At 75.5% G+C, this 18,743-nt stretch carries 13 protein-coding genes; 6 read left to right on the top strand and 7 right to left on the bottom strand.

The genetic code is table 11. The annotated features are described in order from the left end of the window. The first annotated feature begins 36 nt into the window (after positions 1-36). Positions 37-1,428 (top strand): FHA domain-containing protein, encoded by a 1,392-nt coding sequence (locus tag ACY0MR_RS23935; protein WP_473555254.1) that lies wholly within the window; start codon positions 37-39, stop codon positions 1,426-1,428. Here ACY0MR_RS23935 and ACY0MR_RS23930 read toward each other — a convergent pair. Then, the gene (locus tag ACY0MR_RS23930; RefSeq protein ID WP_473555251.1) at positions 1,409-2,383 is read right to left on the bottom strand and encodes a methyltransferase domain-containing protein; all 975 of its coding nucleotides are present in this window, start codon (positions 2,381-2,383) and stop codon (positions 1,409-1,411) included. The genes ACY0MR_RS23935 and ACY0MR_RS23930 overlap by 20 nt on opposite strands. Before the next feature lie 85 nt (positions 2,384-2,468). On the opposite strand from ACY0MR_RS23930, the gene ACY0MR_RS23925 reads away from it, so the two are divergent. From ACY0MR_RS23925 to ACY0MR_RS23905, 5 genes are all read left to right on the top strand, one after another. Beyond that, positions 2,469-2,873, top strand: coding sequence for a globin (locus ACY0MR_RS23925; protein ID WP_388798685.1), 405 nt, complete (start codon positions 2,469-2,471; stop codon positions 2,871-2,873). Positions 2,874-3,092: 219 nt separating this feature from the next. Next, positions 3,093-6,446 (top strand): FtsX-like permease family protein, encoded by a 3,354-nt coding sequence (locus ACY0MR_RS23920; RefSeq protein ID WP_473555247.1) that lies wholly within the window; start codon positions 3,093-3,095, stop codon positions 6,444-6,446. An 86-nt stretch (positions 6,447-6,532) separates the two neighbouring features. Continuing rightward, entirely contained in the window at positions 6,533-9,355 is a 2,823-nt protein-coding gene (locus ACY0MR_RS23915; protein WP_473561873.1) for an FtsX-like permease family protein, read from the top strand. Further along, entirely contained in the window at positions 9,352-10,338 is a 987-nt protein-coding gene (locus ACY0MR_RS23910; protein ID WP_392863581.1) for an ABC transporter ATP-binding protein, read from the top strand. Before ACY0MR_RS23915 ends, ACY0MR_RS23910 begins: the two co-directional genes overlap by 4 nt. A gap of 97 nt (positions 10,339-10,435) precedes the next feature. Continuing rightward, positions 10,436-11,026, top strand: coding sequence for a hypothetical protein (locus tag ACY0MR_RS23905; protein WP_473555244.1), 591 nt, complete (start codon positions 10,436-10,438; stop codon positions 11,024-11,026). A gap of 67 nt (positions 11,027-11,093) precedes the next feature. Here ACY0MR_RS23905 and ACY0MR_RS23900 read toward each other — a convergent pair whose 3' ends face one another. From ACY0MR_RS23900 to ACY0MR_RS23875, 6 genes are all read right to left on the bottom strand, one after another. Continuing rightward, positions 11,094-11,768 (bottom strand): DUF8010 domain-containing protein, encoded by a 675-nt coding sequence (locus ACY0MR_RS23900; protein WP_392204219.1) that lies wholly within the window; start codon positions 11,766-11,768, stop codon positions 11,094-11,096. Next, positions 11,765-12,187 (bottom strand): acyl-CoA thioesterase, encoded by a 423-nt coding sequence (locus ACY0MR_RS23895; protein ID WP_189829675.1) that lies wholly within the window; start codon positions 12,185-12,187, stop codon positions 11,765-11,767. The genes ACY0MR_RS23900 and ACY0MR_RS23895 overlap by 4 nt, the downstream gene beginning before the upstream one ends. Positions 12,188-12,189: 2 nt before the next feature. Further along, on the bottom strand, positions 12,190-13,854 hold the full coding sequence (gene ettA / locus ACY0MR_RS23890; RefSeq protein WP_361858088.1) for an energy-dependent translational throttle protein EttA: 1,665 nt from the start codon (positions 13,852-13,854) through the stop codon (positions 12,190-12,192). 294 nt (positions 13,855-14,148) lie between these two features. Then, the gene (locus ACY0MR_RS23885; RefSeq protein ID WP_388798671.1) at positions 14,149-15,594 is read right to left on the bottom strand and encodes a Cys-Gln thioester bond-forming surface protein; all 1,446 of its coding nucleotides are present in this window, start codon (positions 15,592-15,594) and stop codon (positions 14,149-14,151) included. 235 nt (positions 15,595-15,829) lie between these two features. Continuing rightward, on the bottom strand, positions 15,830-16,342 hold the full coding sequence (locus ACY0MR_RS23880; RefSeq protein ID WP_361858094.1) for a single-stranded DNA-binding protein: 513 nt from the start codon (positions 16,340-16,342) through the stop codon (positions 15,830-15,832). 153 nt (positions 16,343-16,495) lie between these two features. After that, positions 16,496-18,742, bottom strand: a complete 2,247-nt coding sequence (locus ACY0MR_RS23875; protein ID WP_473555239.1) for a GTPase — start codon at positions 18,740-18,742, stop codon at positions 16,496-16,498. Between the last annotated feature and the right edge of the window lies 1 nt (position 18,743).

The following is an 18,743-nucleotide window of genomic DNA, read 5'->3' as shown; positions in this document are numbered from 1 at the left end:
GCCAGGGGCCGGACGACGAGAGGGGGAAGCACCGACATGCCGACCTGCCCGAACGGACACCAGTCGGTCTCCGACGACTGGTGCGAGGTCTGCGGCCACCGCATGGCCGGGGCGGGTGCGCCGACGGGTGCCGTACCGCCGCCTCCCCCGCCGCCGCCCCCCGCCTACGGATACCCCGGCCCGGCCGGATCGAGCGGCCCCGGAGGCCCGGGGGGCTACGACGCGCCCGGTGCTCCCGGCGGCTTCGGCCCCGGTGGCGACCCGAACGCGACGGCCCAGGCCGAGTTCTGCCCGCAGTGCCGGACGCCGCGCGAGCACATGGCGCCGTTCTGCGAGGAGTGCCGCTGGAACTTCCTCACGAACACCGCGACCTCGTACACGCCGGTGGCCCCGCAGAACGTGCCGTCGGCGCAGCGCCCGTCGGGCCCCCCGCCCGGCCTGAACCTTCCGCCGGGCTTCCAGTCCACGCCGCCGGGCCGACCGGACCCGCAGGGACCGCCGGGGCCGCCGCCGGGCCAGGACCCGTTCGGCTACCAGGGTTCGCGGCCCTCGCAGGTCAACCGCCCGGCCGAGCCGCTGGGCGGTGAGCCCACCCACCACCAGGCCCCGCCGCAGCGCCCGCCGGCGCAGCAGCCGCCCGGCCCGCCCGGTCAGGGCGACCCCTTCGGTCCCCCCGGCGGGCAGCCGCCGGCGCCTCCGGCGTACCTCCAGACGCCGTCCGCTCCTCCGGGGGCCCCCGCCCAGGCCCCGCCGCCGCCCGCGCCGCCGCAGCCGCGCGCGGACGACGACTGGGTCCTCTCACCGCCGTCGCAGCACCAGGCGCCGCCGCAGCCTCCGCAGCACCAGGGGCCCCCGCCGCAGCAGCACCAGGCACCGCCTCCGCCACAGCAGCAGCACCAGGCGCCCCCGCAGGCTCCGCAGCACCAGGGCCCCCCGCCGCACATGGCACCCCCGCCGCCGCCCCAGCAGCAGCAGCAGTTCCAGGCTCCCCCGCAGCAGCAGTTCCCGCCGCCGCGGCAGCCCCAGTCCTGGACCGCGGTCATCGGCCCGGACCGCGAGTACTTCATGGCGATGATGCAGCGCAGCGGCCCGGAGGCCGGTGGGCTGAACCTGCCCGCGTACTCGCCGGACAAGCACCTGCCGCTCCGGGGCAACCAGGTCTCCATCGGCCGCCGCCGGCACTCGACGGGCGAGTCCCCGGACATCGACCTGGCGGTGCCGCCGGAGGACCCGGGCGTCTCGCACCAGCACGCCGTGCTCGTGCAGCAGCCGGACGGCTCGTGGGCGGTGGTGGACCAGAACTCCACCAACGGCACCACGATCAACGGCGGCGAGGAGCCGATCCAGCCCTACGTCCCCGTCCAGCTCCAGGACGGCGACCGGGTGCACGTCGGCGCCTGGACGACGATCACGATCCGGGTGGGCTGAAACCGCCGGCGGGCAGCGGCCAGGCGTAGGGCCCTCCGGGGTCGTCCAGCCAGGCCCACTGCCGCTCGCCGCTGACCGTCACACCGAAGCGCTCCCGCTCCGGCCGCCCCTCGCGCAGCCAGAGCGAGAGCGCTTCGTTCCGGTCCAGGGCCCGGTCGACCAGGCCCTGGAAGAAGCGGAAGCGCTCGTCGCCCGCCGGGCCGTGCCGCGGGACGCGGCCCGCCGCGCCCCGCAGGGCCACGAAGTAGGCGGAGGTCGCGAGGAACCGTCCCTCCGCGTGGCCTCCGTCGTGCACCCGCAGCAGCAGGAGCCCGGTGGAGACGGGGGCGAGCACCAGGGCGCCCGGCCTGCACTGGGCGAGCCACGGGGGCGGGACCGAGGGCATGGCGCAGGTCGCCACCACGCGGTCGAAGGGGGCGCGCTCGGGGCAGCCGCGGGCGCCGTCGGCGGCGACCACGGCCGGCCGGTGGCCGGCGGCGGCCAGATGGGTCCGGGCGGACTCGGCGATCTCCGCGTCCAGGTCGACGGTGGTGACGTGTTCCGCGCCGAGGCGGTGGCAGAGCAGGGCGGCGTGGTAGCCCGTACCGGCGCCGATCTCCAGGACGTCGTGGCCGTCGCGGACGTCGAGGGCGTGGAGCATCAGGGCCATCAGGGAGGGCTGGCTGGCGGAGGAGACCAGTTCGCCGTCCCGGACCCGGGTGGCGAGGGCGGTGTCCGCGTACGCCCCGCGCAGCCAGCGGTCCCGCCGCTCGGGGTCGGGGTCGCCGGACCAGAGCCGCTCGTATCCGCCGGTGCCGGGGACGTAGTAATAGGGCACGAAGAGATGGCGCGGGACCTCGGCGAAGGCCCGCCGCCAGTGGTCGTCGCCGAGCACGCCCTGGGCGTCGATCTCCCGCACGAGCGCCCGCCGCGCCCGCGCGCCGGCCTCGGCGAACTCGTCCCGCCGCTCACCCATGCCTCCACTCTCCCGCCGCCGGGGGGCTCCGGCGAGCGGTCCTGGACCCCCGGTCCTAGGACCGGGCGTCTGAGACGATGGAACGGTGAACGAGATTCCCGGGGAAGCAGTGCAGGAGCAGACCTTCTACGAGCAGGTCGGGGGCGAGGAGACCTTCCGCCGCCTGGTCCGCCGTTTCTACGAGGGCGTCGCGGGGGACCCGCTGCTCCGCCCGATGTACCCGGAGGAGGACCTGGGCCCGGCGGAGGAGCGGTTCGCGCTCTTCCTGATGCAGTACTGGGGCGGCCCCCGCACCTACAGCGACCACCGCGGCCACCCGCGCCTGCGGATGCGGCACGCTCCGTTCGCCGTGGACCGCGCGGCCCACGACGCGTGGCTCCGCCACATGCGCGCGGCGCTGGACGAGCTCGGTCTGGCCCCGGAGCACGAGGCCGAGCTGTGGCGCTACCTGACGTACGCGGCGGCCTCGATGGTGAACACGGCCGGCTGACGGCCCCTCACGTCCCCTCGTTCGCCCCCGTTCTCACGTCCGCCCCACGGACGGACACATTCCGGAGCAGGAACGCCGAATAACGGTCACGATCGGGTCAAGGTCGGACCGTAAGCGGTTTCCAGCGGCACATGCACTCTGAAAGCATCCAGGGGAAGTTTCGGAGCGTTCGGCACCCGCTCGACGTGCGCACCGTGATCCGGATGGCCAGGGGGATGGGTGACGGGGTTCGTATTTCTGCGTGTCAGGGCGCACCGGCTGCTGCTCGCCGCGGCACTGCTCGCCGTGCTCCTGACGACCTCGGTGCTCGCCACCCTCGCCTCCTTCTCCGGGGCGATCGGGGACGCCGCGCTCCAGGCGGGCCTGCGGGGGCGCTCCGCGGCCGCCGCCTCCGTGCTCGTGAGCGGGCAGGTGCCCGCCGCCAAGCGGGCCGAGGCCGAGCAGGCCGTCCGGGAGGGCATGCGGAAGACCTTCGACGGGCTGCCCGTGGACCTGCGCCGGCTGGAGCGCTCGGGGCCGTACGCGCTGCCCCGGAGCCTCCAGCCGCCCGCCGCCCGCAAGGGCGACCCCGATCTCGCCCACTTCGCCGCCGTCGACCGCTCGCGGCTCTCCCTCGTCCGGGGCGCCTGGCCCTCGGCCGCCGTCTCCGACGGGGTCGTGGAGACGGCGCTGCCCGAGGAGGCCGCCCGGCGGCTGAACGTCGCCCCCGGGGCCGTGCTCGACCTCACCGACCGGCTCGACGCCCGCAAGGTCAGGGCCCGGGTCACCGGCGTCTACCGGCCCGTCGACACCGGCGACCTGTACTGGCAGCTGGATCCCGCCGCCGGCCGCGGGGTGCGGACGGTCGCGTTCACCACGTACGGACCGCTGCTCGTCGACCCGGCCGTCCTGCGGGCCGGGGCCCTGACCACCGGCGAGACCGCCTGGCTGGGCTCCGCCGACTTCACCGGCCTCACCACCGACCGCATCGACGCCCTGCGCGCCGCCGCCACCGAGGGACCGAAGGCCCTGGCCGCCGACAGCGCCGCCTTCGGCACGACCGTCGCGGCCTCCACCGCGCTCCCCACGGTCCTGGAGCAGACCCAGCGGGCCCTGCTCGTCTCCCGCTCCACCCTGCTGATCGTCGCCGTGCAGCTGATCCTCCTCGCCGCGTACGCGCTGCTGCTCGTCGCCCGGCTGCTCAGCACCGAACGCTCCGGGGAGACCGCGCTGCTCCGGGCCCGCGGCGGTTCGCGGCGCCGGATCGCCGGACTCGCCGCCGCCGAGGCACTGCTCCTCGCCCTGCCCGCCGCGCTCGCCGCACCCCTCCTGTCCGGTCCGCTCACCGCGCTCTTCGCCGAGCGGTCCGCGCTCTCCGCCCTCGGCGTACGACTGGACACCACCCCCTCGGCCCAGGTGTGGCTGGTGGCCGCCGTCGTCGCCCTGTGCTGCGCCGCGGCCGTCGTCGCACCCGCGCTGGCCGCCGGGGACGACGCCGCCGTCTCACTCCGCACGGCCCGATCGGCCGGCCTGCCCGGCCCCGTCCGGGCCGGCGCCGACCTCGGACTGCTGGCCGTCGCCGCCGTCGCCTACTGGCAGTTGCAGCGCCCGGCGGCGTCCGGCGGCACCCTCGGCACGGACGAGCCCGGCGGCGGCTCCATCGACCCGGTCCTCGTCGCCGCCCCCGCCCTCGCCCTGCTCGCCGGCACCGTCCTGACCCTGCGGCTGCTCCCGCCCGCCGCCAGGCTGGCCGAGCGGCGCGCGGCCGGCGGGCGCGGGCTCTCCGCCGCCCTCGCCGGCTGGCAGTTCAGCCGCCGGCCGCTGCGCGGCGCCGGTCCCGTCCTGCTGCTCGTGCTCGCCGTGGCGATGGGCATGCTGGCCATCGGGCAGAGCGGCTCCTGGGAGCGCTCGCAGCGCGACCAGGCCGACTTCCGGGTGGGCGCCGCCGTCCGCGTCCTCGGCGCCGGGCCGGGCGAGCCCACCCAGACCGAGCAGCTGGGATCCGTCCCCGGCGTCCGCTCGGCGGCCCCGGTGCACCGGGCCTCCATGGACGTGGCCGGGAAGAACGCGACCGTCCTCGCCGTGGACACCCGCGCCGCCGCCGACGGCCTGCTGCTCCGCCCCGACCTCGCCGACGTCCCCGTCCGCTCCCTGCTCAGCCCGCTCGCCCCCGCGGCCACCGCCCGTCCCGGCCTCCCGCTGCCCGCTGGCACCCGGACGCTCACCGCCGACCTGCGGCTCGCCGAGCCGAAGGTCGCCGCCCGGGTCACCGCCGTCCTGGAGGACCCGAACGGCGTCCCGTACCGCCGGGCCGTGGGCCCGCTGCCCGCCGACGGGCGCACCCACCGGCTGTCCCTCGACGTCGGCGCCCTGGCCGCGGCCCCCGGCGCCGGCGGCGACCGGGGCTCCGCCGGACTGCTCACCCTCACCGGCCTGGAGATCACCGGCGAGGTCGCCGAGGGCGCGAAGGGCACCCAGACGCTCCACGTGGAGCGGTTCGGCGTCACGGGCGCCGACGGCGGCGAGACGGTCCACTCCCCCGCGACGGTCCTCGGTCCCTGGGCGCACTCCTTCGAGCAGACCTCGCAGGGCGACGCGCAGCGTCCCGTCCCCACCTCCGGTGTCCCCGGCGCCGCGGGGCCGGGCGGCCGTCCCGCCCCGTACGTCCTCACGTTCGCCGTCTCCGGCACCCCCGCCGGCGAGGTGTACTGGGGCGCGGAGGAGTTCGCCGTACGGATGAAGGCCCCCGGACCCAAGCCGCCGAGCCGCCTCTCCGCCGTCGCCACCCGCACCTTCATGACCGCGTCCGGCGCCGCGCCCGGCGACCGCGTCGAGGTCCCGCTGGGCGGCCGCCGCGTCGACGTGACCGTCGACCGCGTCGTCGACGAACTGCCCACCACCGGCCCGGGCGCCGCCGCGGCGGCCGCGGGCGCGCCGGCCGCCACCCCCGAGGACGGCGGCGCGATCCTCCTCGACCTCGCCTCCGTCAACCGGTACCTCTCCACCGACGAGGCCTCCACCGTGCCGGCCACCGAGTGGTGGCTGACCGTGGCGCCCGGCCGGGCCGGCGAGGTCGCCGCCGCCCTGCGCGCCCGCCCGAACGCCGACCCCGCCCAGGTCCTCGTCCGGGACGAGGTCGCCGCCGAACTGCTCGGCGACCCGCTCGGCGCCGGACCCGACGCCGCGCTCATGGCGGTGGCCGCCGCGGCCGCCGCGCTCGCCGCCGTCGGCTTCGCGGTCGGCTCGGCCGGCGCCATGCGGGAGAGGTCCGCGGAGTTCGGCGTGCTCAGGGCGCTGGGCGCGCCCCGCCGCCGGCTCGCCCGGCTGATCGCCGCCGAACAGGGCCTGCTCATCGGCATCGGCCTGCTCATCGGGATCGGACTCGGCGCCGTCCTGGCCCGGGCCGTCGTGCCGCTGGTCGTCCTGACCGGTCAGGCCGCCCGGCCCGTCCCCCCGGTCCTGGTCGAACTGCCCCTCGGCCAGGTGGCCCTGCTGCTCGCCGGCGTCGCCGCGCTGCCGCTCGCCATGGTCGCCGCGATCGCGCTGCGCCGCACCGACCCGGCCGTGACGCTGCGCCACCAGGCGGTGAACTGATGCCCGGCACCGCCGGGGAGCGCCCGGACGCGCACGAGCACCGGCAGCACCCCGAACCACCCGCCGTACGCAGGAAGGCACCCGACATGCCCCGGTCCCGGTCCCCCCGGTCCGAGAAGCCTGCCCGCGCCGTCGCGCCCTGGGTGCGGACCCGGCTGCGGACCGCGCCCTGGGCCGCCGTCTCCCTCACCCTCCTCGTCCTCGCCACCGCCTACCTGGCGGCCGCGCTGCCGCGCGCCGTCGACGCGTACGAGACCGAGGGGCTGCGGCACGACATCCGCACCGCCGCACCGCGCAGCAGCGTCCTCGAACTGACCGCCGAACCGCCGGGCCTCGAACTCTCCCCGCAGGTACGCGAGGCGGGTCTGGCCCCCGCCGTACTCGGGAAGCAGCGGGATCAGGCACGCGCCCTGCTGCCCGCCCCGCTGCGGACCGACCCCGAGCAGAGCGTCCACGGCGTGCGCACGGTCAAGCGGGTCGAGGGACTCGACCCGTGGCTGCCCCGGCCGGACGGCATCTCCCCCGAGTTCGTGCTCTCCTCCCCCTCGGACCTGGCGGAGCACGCCACGCTCCGCGCGGGCCGCCTCCCCGCGGGCTCCGCCCGCGCCCCCGAGGCCGTGGTCACCGCGCAGACCGCCGAGGCCCTGCGGATCAAGCCAGGCTCCGTCGTGCACGTGCCCGGCCGGGTCAGCGCCGAGCCCCTCGCGCTCACCGTCACCGGCATCGTGGAGCCGCGCGGTCCCGAGGGCCCGTACTGGGCGGTGGAGCCGCTGCTCCGCACCCCGGCGCTCGCCCCGCTGGTCGGCCAGGAGGTCGCGTACTACTGGCAGGGCGCGCTGCTGCTCTCCCCCACTTCGGCGCCCGCGCTGCTCTCCACCACCGGGGAACCCGAGGTCTACTTCCGCTACCTGCCCACCGCCGGCCACCTCACCGGCCGGGACGCCGGGCGCCTCGGCGCCGCGCTCGCCTCGGCGTCGGGCGGCCCCGACCTGGTGAGGCTGCGCGAGGTCGTGGGCCCCACCGGCGCGCTGACCACCGAACTCGACACCATCGTCGGCGCGTACGGATCGATGCGCGGGGCCATCGATCCGGTCGTCGCCGTCGCCGTCTTCGGGATCGGCGCGGTCGCGGCGGTCGTCCTCGCCATGACCGGCGGGCTCTTCGTCGCCCGCCGGGACGGCGAACTGGCGCTGATCCGCTCCCGCGGCGCCTCGCTCACCGGCATCGGACTGCGCCTGCTCGGCGAGACCTCCACGGTCGCCGTACCCGCCGCGCTGCTCGCCCTGGTCCTCGCGGTGCTGACCGTACGGGGTCCGGACGGCGGCTCCGGGAGCGTACTCGGCGGGATCCCGCTGCTGCCCTCGGTGCTCGCCACCGTCGCCGTCGCCCTCGTGGCGATGCTCGTCCTGCCGCTGCGGGCCGTCGTCCTGCACCGGCGCCCGCGCCTGCACGGCGGCCGCGACGACCTGCTCACCGCCCGCCCGTCCCGGCGCCGCACGGTCCTCGAACTCACTTTGCTGGTCCTGGCCGTGGGCGCGGTCGCCTCCCTGCGGCTCCGCGGCACCGGCGACTCCGGGGACCACCTGGTGAGCGCCGCCCCGGTGCTCGTCGGTCTGATCGCCGCCATGGTCCTCGTCCGGATCTACCCGCTGCCGCTGCGGTGGGCGGCCCGCCCGGCCCGCCGGCTGCGCGGGGCGGTGGGTCCGCTGGCGCTGGCCCGCGCCGGACGCGCCTCCTCGGCGGGCACCCTGCCCCTCCTCGCGCTCGTCCTCGCCCTGACCACCGCGGCCTTCGGCGGCTCCGTGCTGGCCGGCGTCGCCGCCGCCCGCGACCGGGCCGCGCTCCTGGCGACCGGCGCGGACGCCCGGATCGACGGCTCGGTCGAGTGGACCCCGCTGCCGGCCGGCCTGGTCGAGGCGGTGCGCGGGACGCCGGGCGTACGGGACGTGGCGCCGCTGCAGATCGAGTACGGGGTGTCGCTGCCGTCCCCCGGGAGCGACACCGCCCAGCCGATGAGCTCGGCCCTCGTGGGCGTCGAGCCCGAGACGTACACCCGGCTCGCGCGGCGGACCGACTTCGGCCCGTTCCCCGCGGCGCTGCTGGCCACGACGGGCAAGGGCGGCAAGGAGGTGGCGGCGGACACGGAGCGGGTGCTGCCGGCGATCGCCTCGCCCTCGGTCGCCGCGCGGCTCGGCGGCACGCCGCAGGAGATCGTGTCGGCTGCCGGGGTGTTCCGGGTGAAGGTCGTCGCCGTCCGGCCGGCCACCCCGGCCCTGCAGGGCGCGGACTTCCTCGTGGTCAACGCCGCGGACCTCACGCACCGGGCGGACACGGCGCTGCTCGTCACGGGCCCCTCGGACGGGGCCGCGCTGCGGGCGACGGTGAAGGCACGGTCCGACGCGCTGCTGGTGTCGACGCGGACCGAGGAGCGGGCCGGCTACGTCGACTCGCCGCTCCAGTCGGGCGCCGAGCGGATCTACCTGGGCGCGATCGGCGCGGGCGCCGGGTTCGCCGTGGTGGCCGTGCTGCTCTCGCTCCTGCAGAGCGCGCCCGAGCGGACCACGCTCCTCGCCCGGCTGCGCACGATGGGCCTGACCCGTCGGCAGGGACGGCGGCTGCTCGGCCTCGAAGCGCTGCCGCAGGCGGTCCTCGCGGCCGTCGGCGGCACGCTCGTCGGCTGGGCGACGGTGCCGCTGCTCGCCCCCGGCATCGACCTGTTCCGGCTGGCGCTCGCGACGACCCCGGGATTCGCCCCGCTGGACAGCGCGCCGCTGCGGGTGGACCCGTGGTCGCTGGCGGTCCCGGCGGTCGCGGTCGTGCTGATCACGGCGGTGGCGGCGGCCGGACAGGCCTGGTGGGCGGGACGCAGGGGCTCGATCAGGGAACTCAGGGCAGGAGACGCACGATGACGAGGACCGACACGCAGAGCCGGGCCGGCGCCGCCGGGTCCGCCTCCGACCCCACCACCCTGGAGGAGCTGGAGCGCCGGGCGACCGCGCGGCGCGACCGGCCCGACTACGGCCACGACGCCCTCATCGCCTGCGACCGCCTCGTCCGGATCTTCACCACGGACGGGGTGGAGGTGCAGGCCCTCCAGGGGCTCGACCTCCTGGTGAAGGAGGGCGAGCTGATGGCCCTGGTCGGCGCGTCCGGCTCCGGCAAGTCGACGCTCATGAACATCCTCGCCGGCCTGGACGTGCCGACCGCCGGCGCCGCCCGGGTCGCCGGGGCGGACCTGCTCGCGATGGACGGCAGGGCGCGGCTGCGCTACCGCCGCGAGGTCGTCGGCTTCGTCTGGCAGCAGACCGCCCGCAACCTGCTCCCCTATCTGACGGCCGCCCAGAACGTGGCGCTGCCGATGCAGTTGAAGGGCCGCGCGAAGCGGAAGGCGGAGCGCGCCGAGGAGCTGCTGGCCATGCTGGGCATCGCGGACGCCCGCGACCGGCGGCCGCACCAGCTCTCCGGCGGCCAGCAGCAGCGGGTGGCCATCGCGGTCGCCCTGGCCAACAACCCGGCCGTGCTCCTCGCCGACGAGCCGACGGGCGAGCTGGACTCGGCCACGGGCGAGCAGGTGTTCGCGGCCTTCCGCCGCGCCAACGAGGAGCTGGGCACGACCATCGTGATCGTCACGCACGACCAGGCGGTCGCCTCCGAGGTCCGCCGCACGGTCGCCATCCGCGACGGCCGCACCTCCTCGGAGGTCCTGCGCCGCACGGAGGTCGACGAGCAGGGCCAGGAGTCCCTGGTGGCGCGGGAGTACGCGATGCTCGACCGGGCCGGCCGGCTCCAGCTCCCGGCCGAGTACACGGAGGCGCTCGACATGCGGCACCGGGTGGCCCTGGAGCTGGAGCAGGACCACATCGGGGTGTGGCGGGACGACGCCGAGGGCTGAGGGGTACGCGGTTCCGTGAGGGTCGGCGCAACCGCGCACGCGCCCCGGGCGTCCCCGCCCACGGAACCGGCTGTCGATGTCGTCACGGGGGTGTCCGATGCGCAAGGCCGTGCCGTACGCCGGGGCGCTGCTCGTGCCCGCCGTCGCCGGAGTGCTGCTGTGGCGATGGGCCGCCTGGAGTCTCGGCGGACCGCACGGGCCGCCGACCGCCCTCGCCGTGGGCGGCGGCGTCGTGCTGGCCGCTGTCGCGCTGGTGGCGCACAACGCGCTCTTCCGCGAGGGCGGGAGCATCGCCGCGGCCGTCCTGATCCTGGCGGGCCTGACGGCGGTCTGGGTGGAGGCGCGGGACGACGCCGTCCGCGGCGCCGTCGCCGACTGCGTCGTCGTGGGGAAGCCCCGGGTGACCCACCACCCCACCTTCGGCGAGGGCGCGCCGGCCGCCAAGACCCTGTTCCACCACACGCTGAGCTGTTCCGGCGGCTACCCCACCGAGTTCTCCGCCGAGGAGCGGATCGCCGAGCCGGGCGGCGCGGTCCGCATCGCGTACGACCCCGCCCGCCGCATGGACCCCGTGCTCGAACGGGACGACGAGGCTCACGGCTCCGCCGTCGTCCCGGCCTCGCTGTTCGTGCTCTCGGCCGCCCTCTCGGCGGCGGCGATCGCCCGCGAGGGCCGCGGGGAGCGATGAGGAGGCGGGCTCCGGAGCCCCGGCCGCAGGGCCGGGTCCGGGTCGGCTCAGGCCGTCGGGGCGCCCGTCACGCCGGGCCGCCGGGGGTGACCGTCAGCGCCATCGACCCGGTGCGGACGACGATCGAGCCGTACGGGGTGCGCAGCCGCAGCCACGGGCCGGAGGCCAGGAGCGCGACCGGTGCGTCGGTGTCCGCGGGCGGCAGGAAGCCCAGCGACTGGGCCGCGTGCACCGCGCGCAGCGGGAGGCCGGTGGTGCCGAGGGTCCGGGACCAGATCTCGCGGCCGATGCCGTCCCGCTCGGCCCTGGTGCGCCGCTCCGCGGGCAGTTCCTCGTCCCGCGCACGGAACTCGGCGACGGCCGCGGCGACCGCGGCGCGCATGTCCGCGGCTCCCGGCAGTCCGGGCACCGGCCGCCAGCCGACGCGGGGCGGGAGGACGCCGGTCCACGGCGGCCCGGTGACGGAGTCCGGGACGACCGCCTTGCCCGCGGACTCCTCGACGCCGTCGAGGAGTTCACCGGCGGAGACGGTGACGTCGAGGTCGACGGCGTCCACGAGCCGGGCCGTCCGGACGGCGAGCACCTCGAAGGACGGCGGCCGGCCGAAGACGGCCAGTGCCCCGCCGCCCGCCTGGAGGCGGACGGCGGCGGCCCGGTCGTAGTGCACGAGCCGCGCCAGGAAGGCGGCGAGGGCCGCCGCCTCCCTGGCGTCGGCGAAGTGCAGCGGTGCGAGCACGGTCATGCGGCGGACGTCATCCCGTCGTCGACGTACTCCTGGAGGAACTCGCGCTCCTCGGCGGAGATCCTGCGCGGTCGCTGCGCCTCCAGGTCGAAGGGCACGACGACCGTGGACGCCCGCACGTAGGTGACCTCGGGGTCCTTGATCTCGTACGCGATCGTCAGCGACGCCGCGCCTATCTTCGTCACCCAGGACTCGATGGTCACCGGCTGGTGCCGGTGGACCAGCGGCCGCACGTAGTCGATCTCGTGCCGGGCCACGACGGACCCGCCGGAGAACGAGGGGGAACCGTCCCCCGGCGCGAGCCGGAACATGAAGTCGATCCGCGCCTCTTCCAGGTACCGCAGGAAGACGACGTTGTTGACGTGCCCGAAGGCGTCCATGTCCGACCAGCGCAGGGGACAGCTGTAGATGTGGCGCACGCTCAGCCTCGGGTCAGCTTCTTGTACGTGGCGCGGTGCGGACGGGCCGCGTCCGGGCCGAGGCGCTCGATCTTGTTCTTCTCGTAGGACTCGAAGTTGCCCTCGAACCAGAACCACTTCGACTCGCCCTCGTACGCGAGGATGTGCGTCGCGACCCGGTCCAGGAACCAGCGGTCGTGGGAGATGACCACCGCGGCGCCCGGGAACTCCAGGAGCGCGTTCTCCAGCGAGGAGAGGGTCTCGACGTCGAGGTCGTTGGTGGGCTCGTCGAGGAGCAGCAGGTTGCCGCCCTGCTTGAGGGTGAGCGCGAGGTTCAGGCGGTTGCGCTCACCGCCGGAGAGCACACCGGCCGGCTTCTGCTGGTCCGGGCCCTTGAAGCCGAACGCGGAGACGTACGCGCGGGAGGGCATCTCGACGTGGCCGACGTTGATGTAGTCGAGCTCGTCGGAGACGACGGCCCACAGCGTCTTCTTCGGGTCGATGTTGGCGCGGCTCTGGTCGACGTACGAGATCTTGACGGTCTCGCCGACCTTGACGGTGCCGGAGTCCGGGGTCTCCAGGCCCTGGAGCATCTTGAAGAGCGTGGTCTTGCCGGCGCCGTTCGGGCCGATGACGCCGACGATGCCGTTGCGCGGGAGCGTGAAGGACAGGTCGTCGATGAGGACCTTGTCGCCGAAGGCCTTGGAGAGGTTCTCGACCTCGACGACGATGGAGCCCAGGCGCGGGCCCGGCGGAATCTGGATCTCCTCGAAGTCCAGCTTCCGCATCTTGTCGGCCTCGGCCGCCATCTCCTCGTAACGCGCGAGACGGGCCTTGGACTTGGCCTGGCGCCCCTTGGCGTTCGACCGGACCCACTCCAGCTCTTCCTTCAGACGCTTCGCGCGCTTGGCGTCCTTCTGTCCCTCGACCTTGAGGCGGGTGGCCTTGGTGTCGAGGTAGGTGGAGTAGTTGCCCTCGTACGGGTGGGCGCGGCCGCGGTCGAGCTCCAGGATCCACTCGGCCACGTTGTCGAGGAAGTAGCGGTCGTGGGTGACGGCGACGACGGTGCCGGGGTACTTGGCGAGGTGCTGCTCCAGCCAGTTCACCGACTCGGCGTCGAGGTGGTTGGTGGGCTCGTCGAGGAGGAGCAGGTCGGGCGCCTCCAGGAGCAGCTTGCAGAGCGCGACGCGGCGCTTCTCGCCACCGGAGAGGTTGGTGACGGGCCAGTCGCCGGGCGGGCAGCCCAGGGCGTCCATGGCCTGCTCCAGCTGCGTGTCGAGGTCCCAGGCGTTGGCGTGGTCCAGGTCCTCCTGGAGCTTGCCCATCTCGTCCATGAGCGCGTCCGAGTAGTCGGTCGCCATGAGCTCCGCGACCTCGTTGAAGCGCTTCAGCTTCCCCATGACCTCGGCGGCGCCGTCCTGCACGTTCTCCAGGACGGTCTTCGACTCGTCGAGCGGGGGCTCCTGGAGGAGCATGCCGACGGTGAAGCCCGGCGACAGGAACGCGTCGCCGTTGGACGGCTGCTCGAGGCCGGCCATGATCTTCAGAACGGTGGACTTACCGGCACCGTTCGGGCCGACCACACCGATCTTCGCGCCCGGCAGGAAGCTCAGCGTCACGTCATCGAGGATGACCTTGTCGCCGTGCGCCTTGCGCGCCTTGCGCATCGTGTAGATGTACTCAGCCAAGAGAAACCGTCCGGCAAAGAGTGAGTGGGCAGATACACCCATCTTGCCTGACCGGAACCCCCGGGCGGAAACCGGTGAGGCGCGGGCGGGGCCCGACGGGGGCGGGGCGGGGGGGCCGCGGTGGCGCCGTACCGGGCGGTAGGGGGCGGAATCGAGCCCGGGACGTGCGACGACCCCGGACGCTGACGCGTTCCGGGGTCGTGCGGTGGTCACGGGGCGATCGCGCTGTGACGCGGATCACTCACGGGACCGGTGGCCTTCCGGTGCCGGCGGGGCCGGCACCGGGGCCGGGGATCAGGCGCCGGCGGTCTTCTTCTTGCGGAGGAAGAACACCGCGCCGCCGCCGATCACGACGAGCGCGGCGGCGATGCCGGCGATCATCGGGGTGGCGTTGGAGCTGCCGGTCTCGGCGAGGTCGCCGCCACCGGTGGTGCCGGTGGTGCCGGTGGTGCCGCCCGTGGTGTCACCGGTCGAGGGAGCGGTGGTGGACGGGGCGGGGCTCGACGGCTCGGTCGAGGGCTCCTTGGTGGGGGTCTCGGACGGCTTCGGGCCGGGGGTGGCCGTCTTGCAGTCCAGGACGCCCTCGAAGGTCTCCTCGAAGCCGTTCGGGCCGGTGATGGTGAACTTGTAGGCCTCGTCCTCGGCGAGCGGGACCGGGATGGTCTTCTTCTCACCGGCGGCGACGGTGTACGAGGTGCCCTTCAGGTCGAAGGTCCAGGCCTCGTCGCCCTCGTTGGAGGCGATGACCTCCAGGCCGCCCTTGGCGCAGTCCTTGGCGACCGTGACGGCCGGGACGGCACCCTTCTTCGCCCACGTGGCCGAGGCCTCGGCGGTGACGGTCGACTCGCTGGAGCCGGCCAGGATCAGGGTCTGGGACGGGCCGTCGATGGAGACGAACGCGCGGCCCAGGGAGACCTTGGTCGAGGCCTCGGCGGTCAGACCGGCGGTGCCGTCGGCGGTGCCGGCGGCGACGTCGAAGTAGACCTGGTCGCCGTTCTTGGCCTCGGTGACGGGCTTGCCGTCCTTGTCGACGATCTTGACGCCGTCCGGGGTGCCCGGGGCGGTCGTCAGCTTCGCGATCTGGGCGTTGGTGGAGACGGTGATCGGACCGAGGCGCTCACCGGCCTTGCCCGCGACGGTGGACGGGGAGAGCGAGAGGGAGGCCTTCGGCTCCTCCAGCTTGACCGCGTCGTTCAGGAGCTGCTTGGTGAGCTTCCGGGCGTCCTTGCTCTTCGGCGTCGCCTTCACGTCGTCCGAGAGGGTCCAGATGGCGGCCTGGGTGGCCGCGGCCGCCTCGCCCTTGGACAGGTCGACGCCGAGCTTCTGGCCGAGCTCCTCCGCGGAGCGCTTCGGGTAGCCGTTCTCGAGGATCCAGAGGATCTTCCCGGCGTTCTCGTTGTTGTGCAGGGAGGACTGGTCCCAGCCGACTTCCTTGTAGTCGAAGTCGTGCTTGGCCGGCGTCCGGAGATCGATGCAGTAGGTCTGGAGCGTGCCTCCGCCCTCGACCTGCATCTTGAAGAGGCCGCCGTCGACGCCCCACTTCTCGCCGTTCTTCTCGGCGATGACGACGCTGTCCCACTCGGTCATGCCACCGAGCTTCGCCGTCACGCCGCCGGTGCCCGGGGCACCGTCATCGGCCAGCGCCGGGCCGGCGGTCGCTATCGCACCGGCCATGACAAGGCCGGAGACGAGGGCGGCTGCGGCGAGGCGGGCAACGCCTCGTCCACGAACTGAATACATTGCTTTCCCCTCCGGGCGAGTCGCTCCACGAACAACGCACGAACAACGTCGGTTCGCGTGGGGGGAGCGCACGCCAGCAGATCACAGACCCGATGGGCTCACGTGCCACATGAGTACCCGGGAATCCTAGGGATGCGGAACCCCCCGGTGCCCGGCCATACGGTCAGATAACCATTCCGAATCGGAATCGTTATCACCCAGGGCGAGTTGGTAGACAAGTCGACACAACTCATGGTCAGGGCACCGTCACCAACCGCTCCGCCGGACCCTCCGCGGCCTCCGCGGCGATGGCCCACGGGTCCCGCGCGGGGGCCTCCACGAGCCCCGGCCCAGGCTCCTCCGGTGCCCCAGGGCCGGGCTGCGCCCCGGGTCCCTGATCGGCCCCGACGGGCCGCGCCGCACGGCGGAAGGCCGCCGTGCCACGGCTCAGATCATGGCCCACGGCCAGCGCGGCCACGTCGACGAAGGTCGTGCGCCGGCCGTCCCGCTCGTCCTCACGCACCCTCAACCGGCCGTGCACCACGAGCGGTTCCCCGACGGAGACGGAGGCCGCCAGGTTGGCCCCGAGGGAGCGCCAGGCCGACACCGTATAGAAGCTGGTGGGACCGTCCGACCAGAGGCCCCTCTCGCGGTCCCAGCGGCGCGCCGTCACCGCGAAGCGGAACCTGGCGACGCCTCCCGTCGCCGTGTCCCGGTACTCCACCGCCGTCGCCACGTTGCCGACGAGCGTCACCGTCGTGTCGTTCATGGTCCGTCCCCCCACCCTGCGTTCACGCTGCCGTGTCTTCACCGGTCGGGCACCATCGTGGCGCCCCGGAGGAGAAGCCGCCGGGGGCTGTGGACAACGGCGGTCATGGGGACGACTCCCCCACCCGGACGGGCGTACGACTCCGGCGCAGAACTACCTGCCCCGGGCCCCCGCACGGGTCGCGCCGAGCCGGCCCGTGCCGCCGCGGGCACCGCCGACGATCCGTGCCGACGGGCGCGCGCCCACCACCGTCGCGTACTGCTCGCGCACCTCGCGGTAGCGCACCAGTTCCGCCGCCACGGGGTCGAGCACCCGCGCCCGGCCGCAGGCCGCGGTCGCCTCGCGCAGCGTGCGTTCGGCCTCCTGCCCGTACCGCCGGGCGGGTCCCTTGACGGCACCCTCGCAGGCCCATTCGACGAGCGGTCCGCCGATGATGCCGCCGAGCATGACGAGGACCGGCGGGAGCAGCCCCGGTTCGACGACGCCCACGATCTGGCCCACCAGCCACAGCGCGCCGAAGATCTGCAGGAGCGTCATCACGGCCTGGGCGAGGACGGCGGCGGGCCACCACGCGGGGCGGGGAGGCCGGGCGGCCGCGTCGCCGATGCCGGCCGTGAGTTCGTCGAGGGCCTCGGGCAGCCCCTCCGCCCCGCGTGCCGCCGCCTCGCGGACGGCCTGCGCCCAGGGGGCGGGCAGGCCGCGGGAGGCCTCGTCGGCGACGATCCGGACGGCCTGCTCCACGCGTTGGCGGGCCGTCAGCTCGTCCTCGACCGGCGGGGTGGGGTGGGGGACGGCGGAGCCGTGCTCGCGGATCCGCTCGTACCAGCGGTAGAGGCGCAGCCAGGGGGTGCCGCAGGCGCGGATGGCGCCGCGGCGCCAGACCCGTTCGGCGGCCTCGCCGGCGGCCTGGGCGCCGACGGCGACGGCGAGCCGGTCGGCGAAGGCCTCGCGGGCGCGCTCGTCGAGTCCGGCGCGGCCCTCGGCGAGGTAGGCGGGGCGGAGCCGGGCCGCGGCGGCGTCGACGTCGGCGGCCAGCCGCCGCTCGGGAGCGGTGCGTTCCTGGACGAACCCGGCGATCATCTCCCGCAGTTCGGGGACGCCGTCGCCGGTGAGGGCGGAGACGGCGAGGACGGTGGCGCCGGGCTCGCCGTGCTCGCCGAGGGCCACGCCGTCCTCGTCGAGGAGGCGGCGGAGGTCGTCGAGGACGAGGTCGGCGGCCTCGGTGCCGAGCCGGTCGATCTGGTTGAGGACGACGAAGGTGACCTCGGCGTGTCCGGCGAGCGGCCGGAGGTAGCGCTCATGGAGGGCCGCGTCGGCGTACTTCTCGGGGTCGACCACCCAGATGACGGCGTCGACGAGGCCGAGGACCCGGTCGACCTGGTCGCGGTGGGCGGTGACGGCCGAGTCGTGGTCGGGGAGGTCGATGAGGACGAGTCCCTGGAGCGCGGTGTCGGCTGCGCCGCCCGCGAGGGGCCGGCGGCGCAGCCTGCCGGGGACGGCGAGCCGGTCGAGCAGTCCCGCGGCGCCCTCGGACCAGCTGAGCGCGATGGGCGCGGAGGTGGTGGGGCGGCGGAGCCCGGTCTCGGAGACGGGGACGCCGGCGAGGGCGTTGAAGAGGGTGGACTTGCCGCTGCCGGTGGCGCCGGCGATCGCGATCACGGTGTGCCGTGAGGAGAGCCGCTGCCGTGCTGCGGCCTCGTCGAGCACCCGCCCGGCCTCGGCGAGGGCCTCGCTCTCGACCCTCGTGCGGGAGAGCCCGACGAGTTCGTGGAGGGCGTCGAGACGGGCGCGGAGCGGTCCACCGTAGCTCCCGCCGAGGGGCGGCAGGGTGTCGGGCTCCCGGGACTCGTCCGCGCCGGGCAGGACGTCGGCGACGGCGGCGCGTTCGGCGGCGCGCCGGGCGATCAGCCCGTCGTCCCAACGGCCCGCCTGCTCACGGTCGTGGGGGTCGCCGGACCCCCGGGGGTCGCCGGCCGGGTGGGGGGCGCCGGCCGGGTGGGGGGCGCCGGCCGGGTGGGGGGCGCTGCTCCCTCCGACGCGGCGGTCCTCGGGGGCGTCGCCGCCGCCGGTGCGGCCGTCACCGCGGGCGCGGCGGTCCTCACGGAGGCGATCGTGCTGGCGGAGGCGGTCGTCGTCGCTGCGGCGGTCGTCCTCGCTGCGGCGGTCGTCGTCGCGAACCCGCCCATGAGTACCGGCGCGCCCCTGCGTGTCGGCGCGTCCACGCGCGTCGCCGCGTCCCAGCGCATCGGCGCGTCCCGGCGCGCCGGGGGTGTCCCGGTCTCGGGGGCCGCCCGAGGCGCCGGCACCGGGCGCGCCCGGGGTCTCACGGCCGCTCAGGGCGCCTGCGGCGGCGTCGGCGCGGGGGCCGTCGCGCGACGCGTCGTCGTCCACGTGCACCACG

This window comes from Streptomyces sp. JN8 (assembly GCF_055808075.1).
The sequence above is the reverse complement of the archived record's forward strand: the minus strand, read 5'-3'. Positions and strand labels throughout refer to the sequence as shown.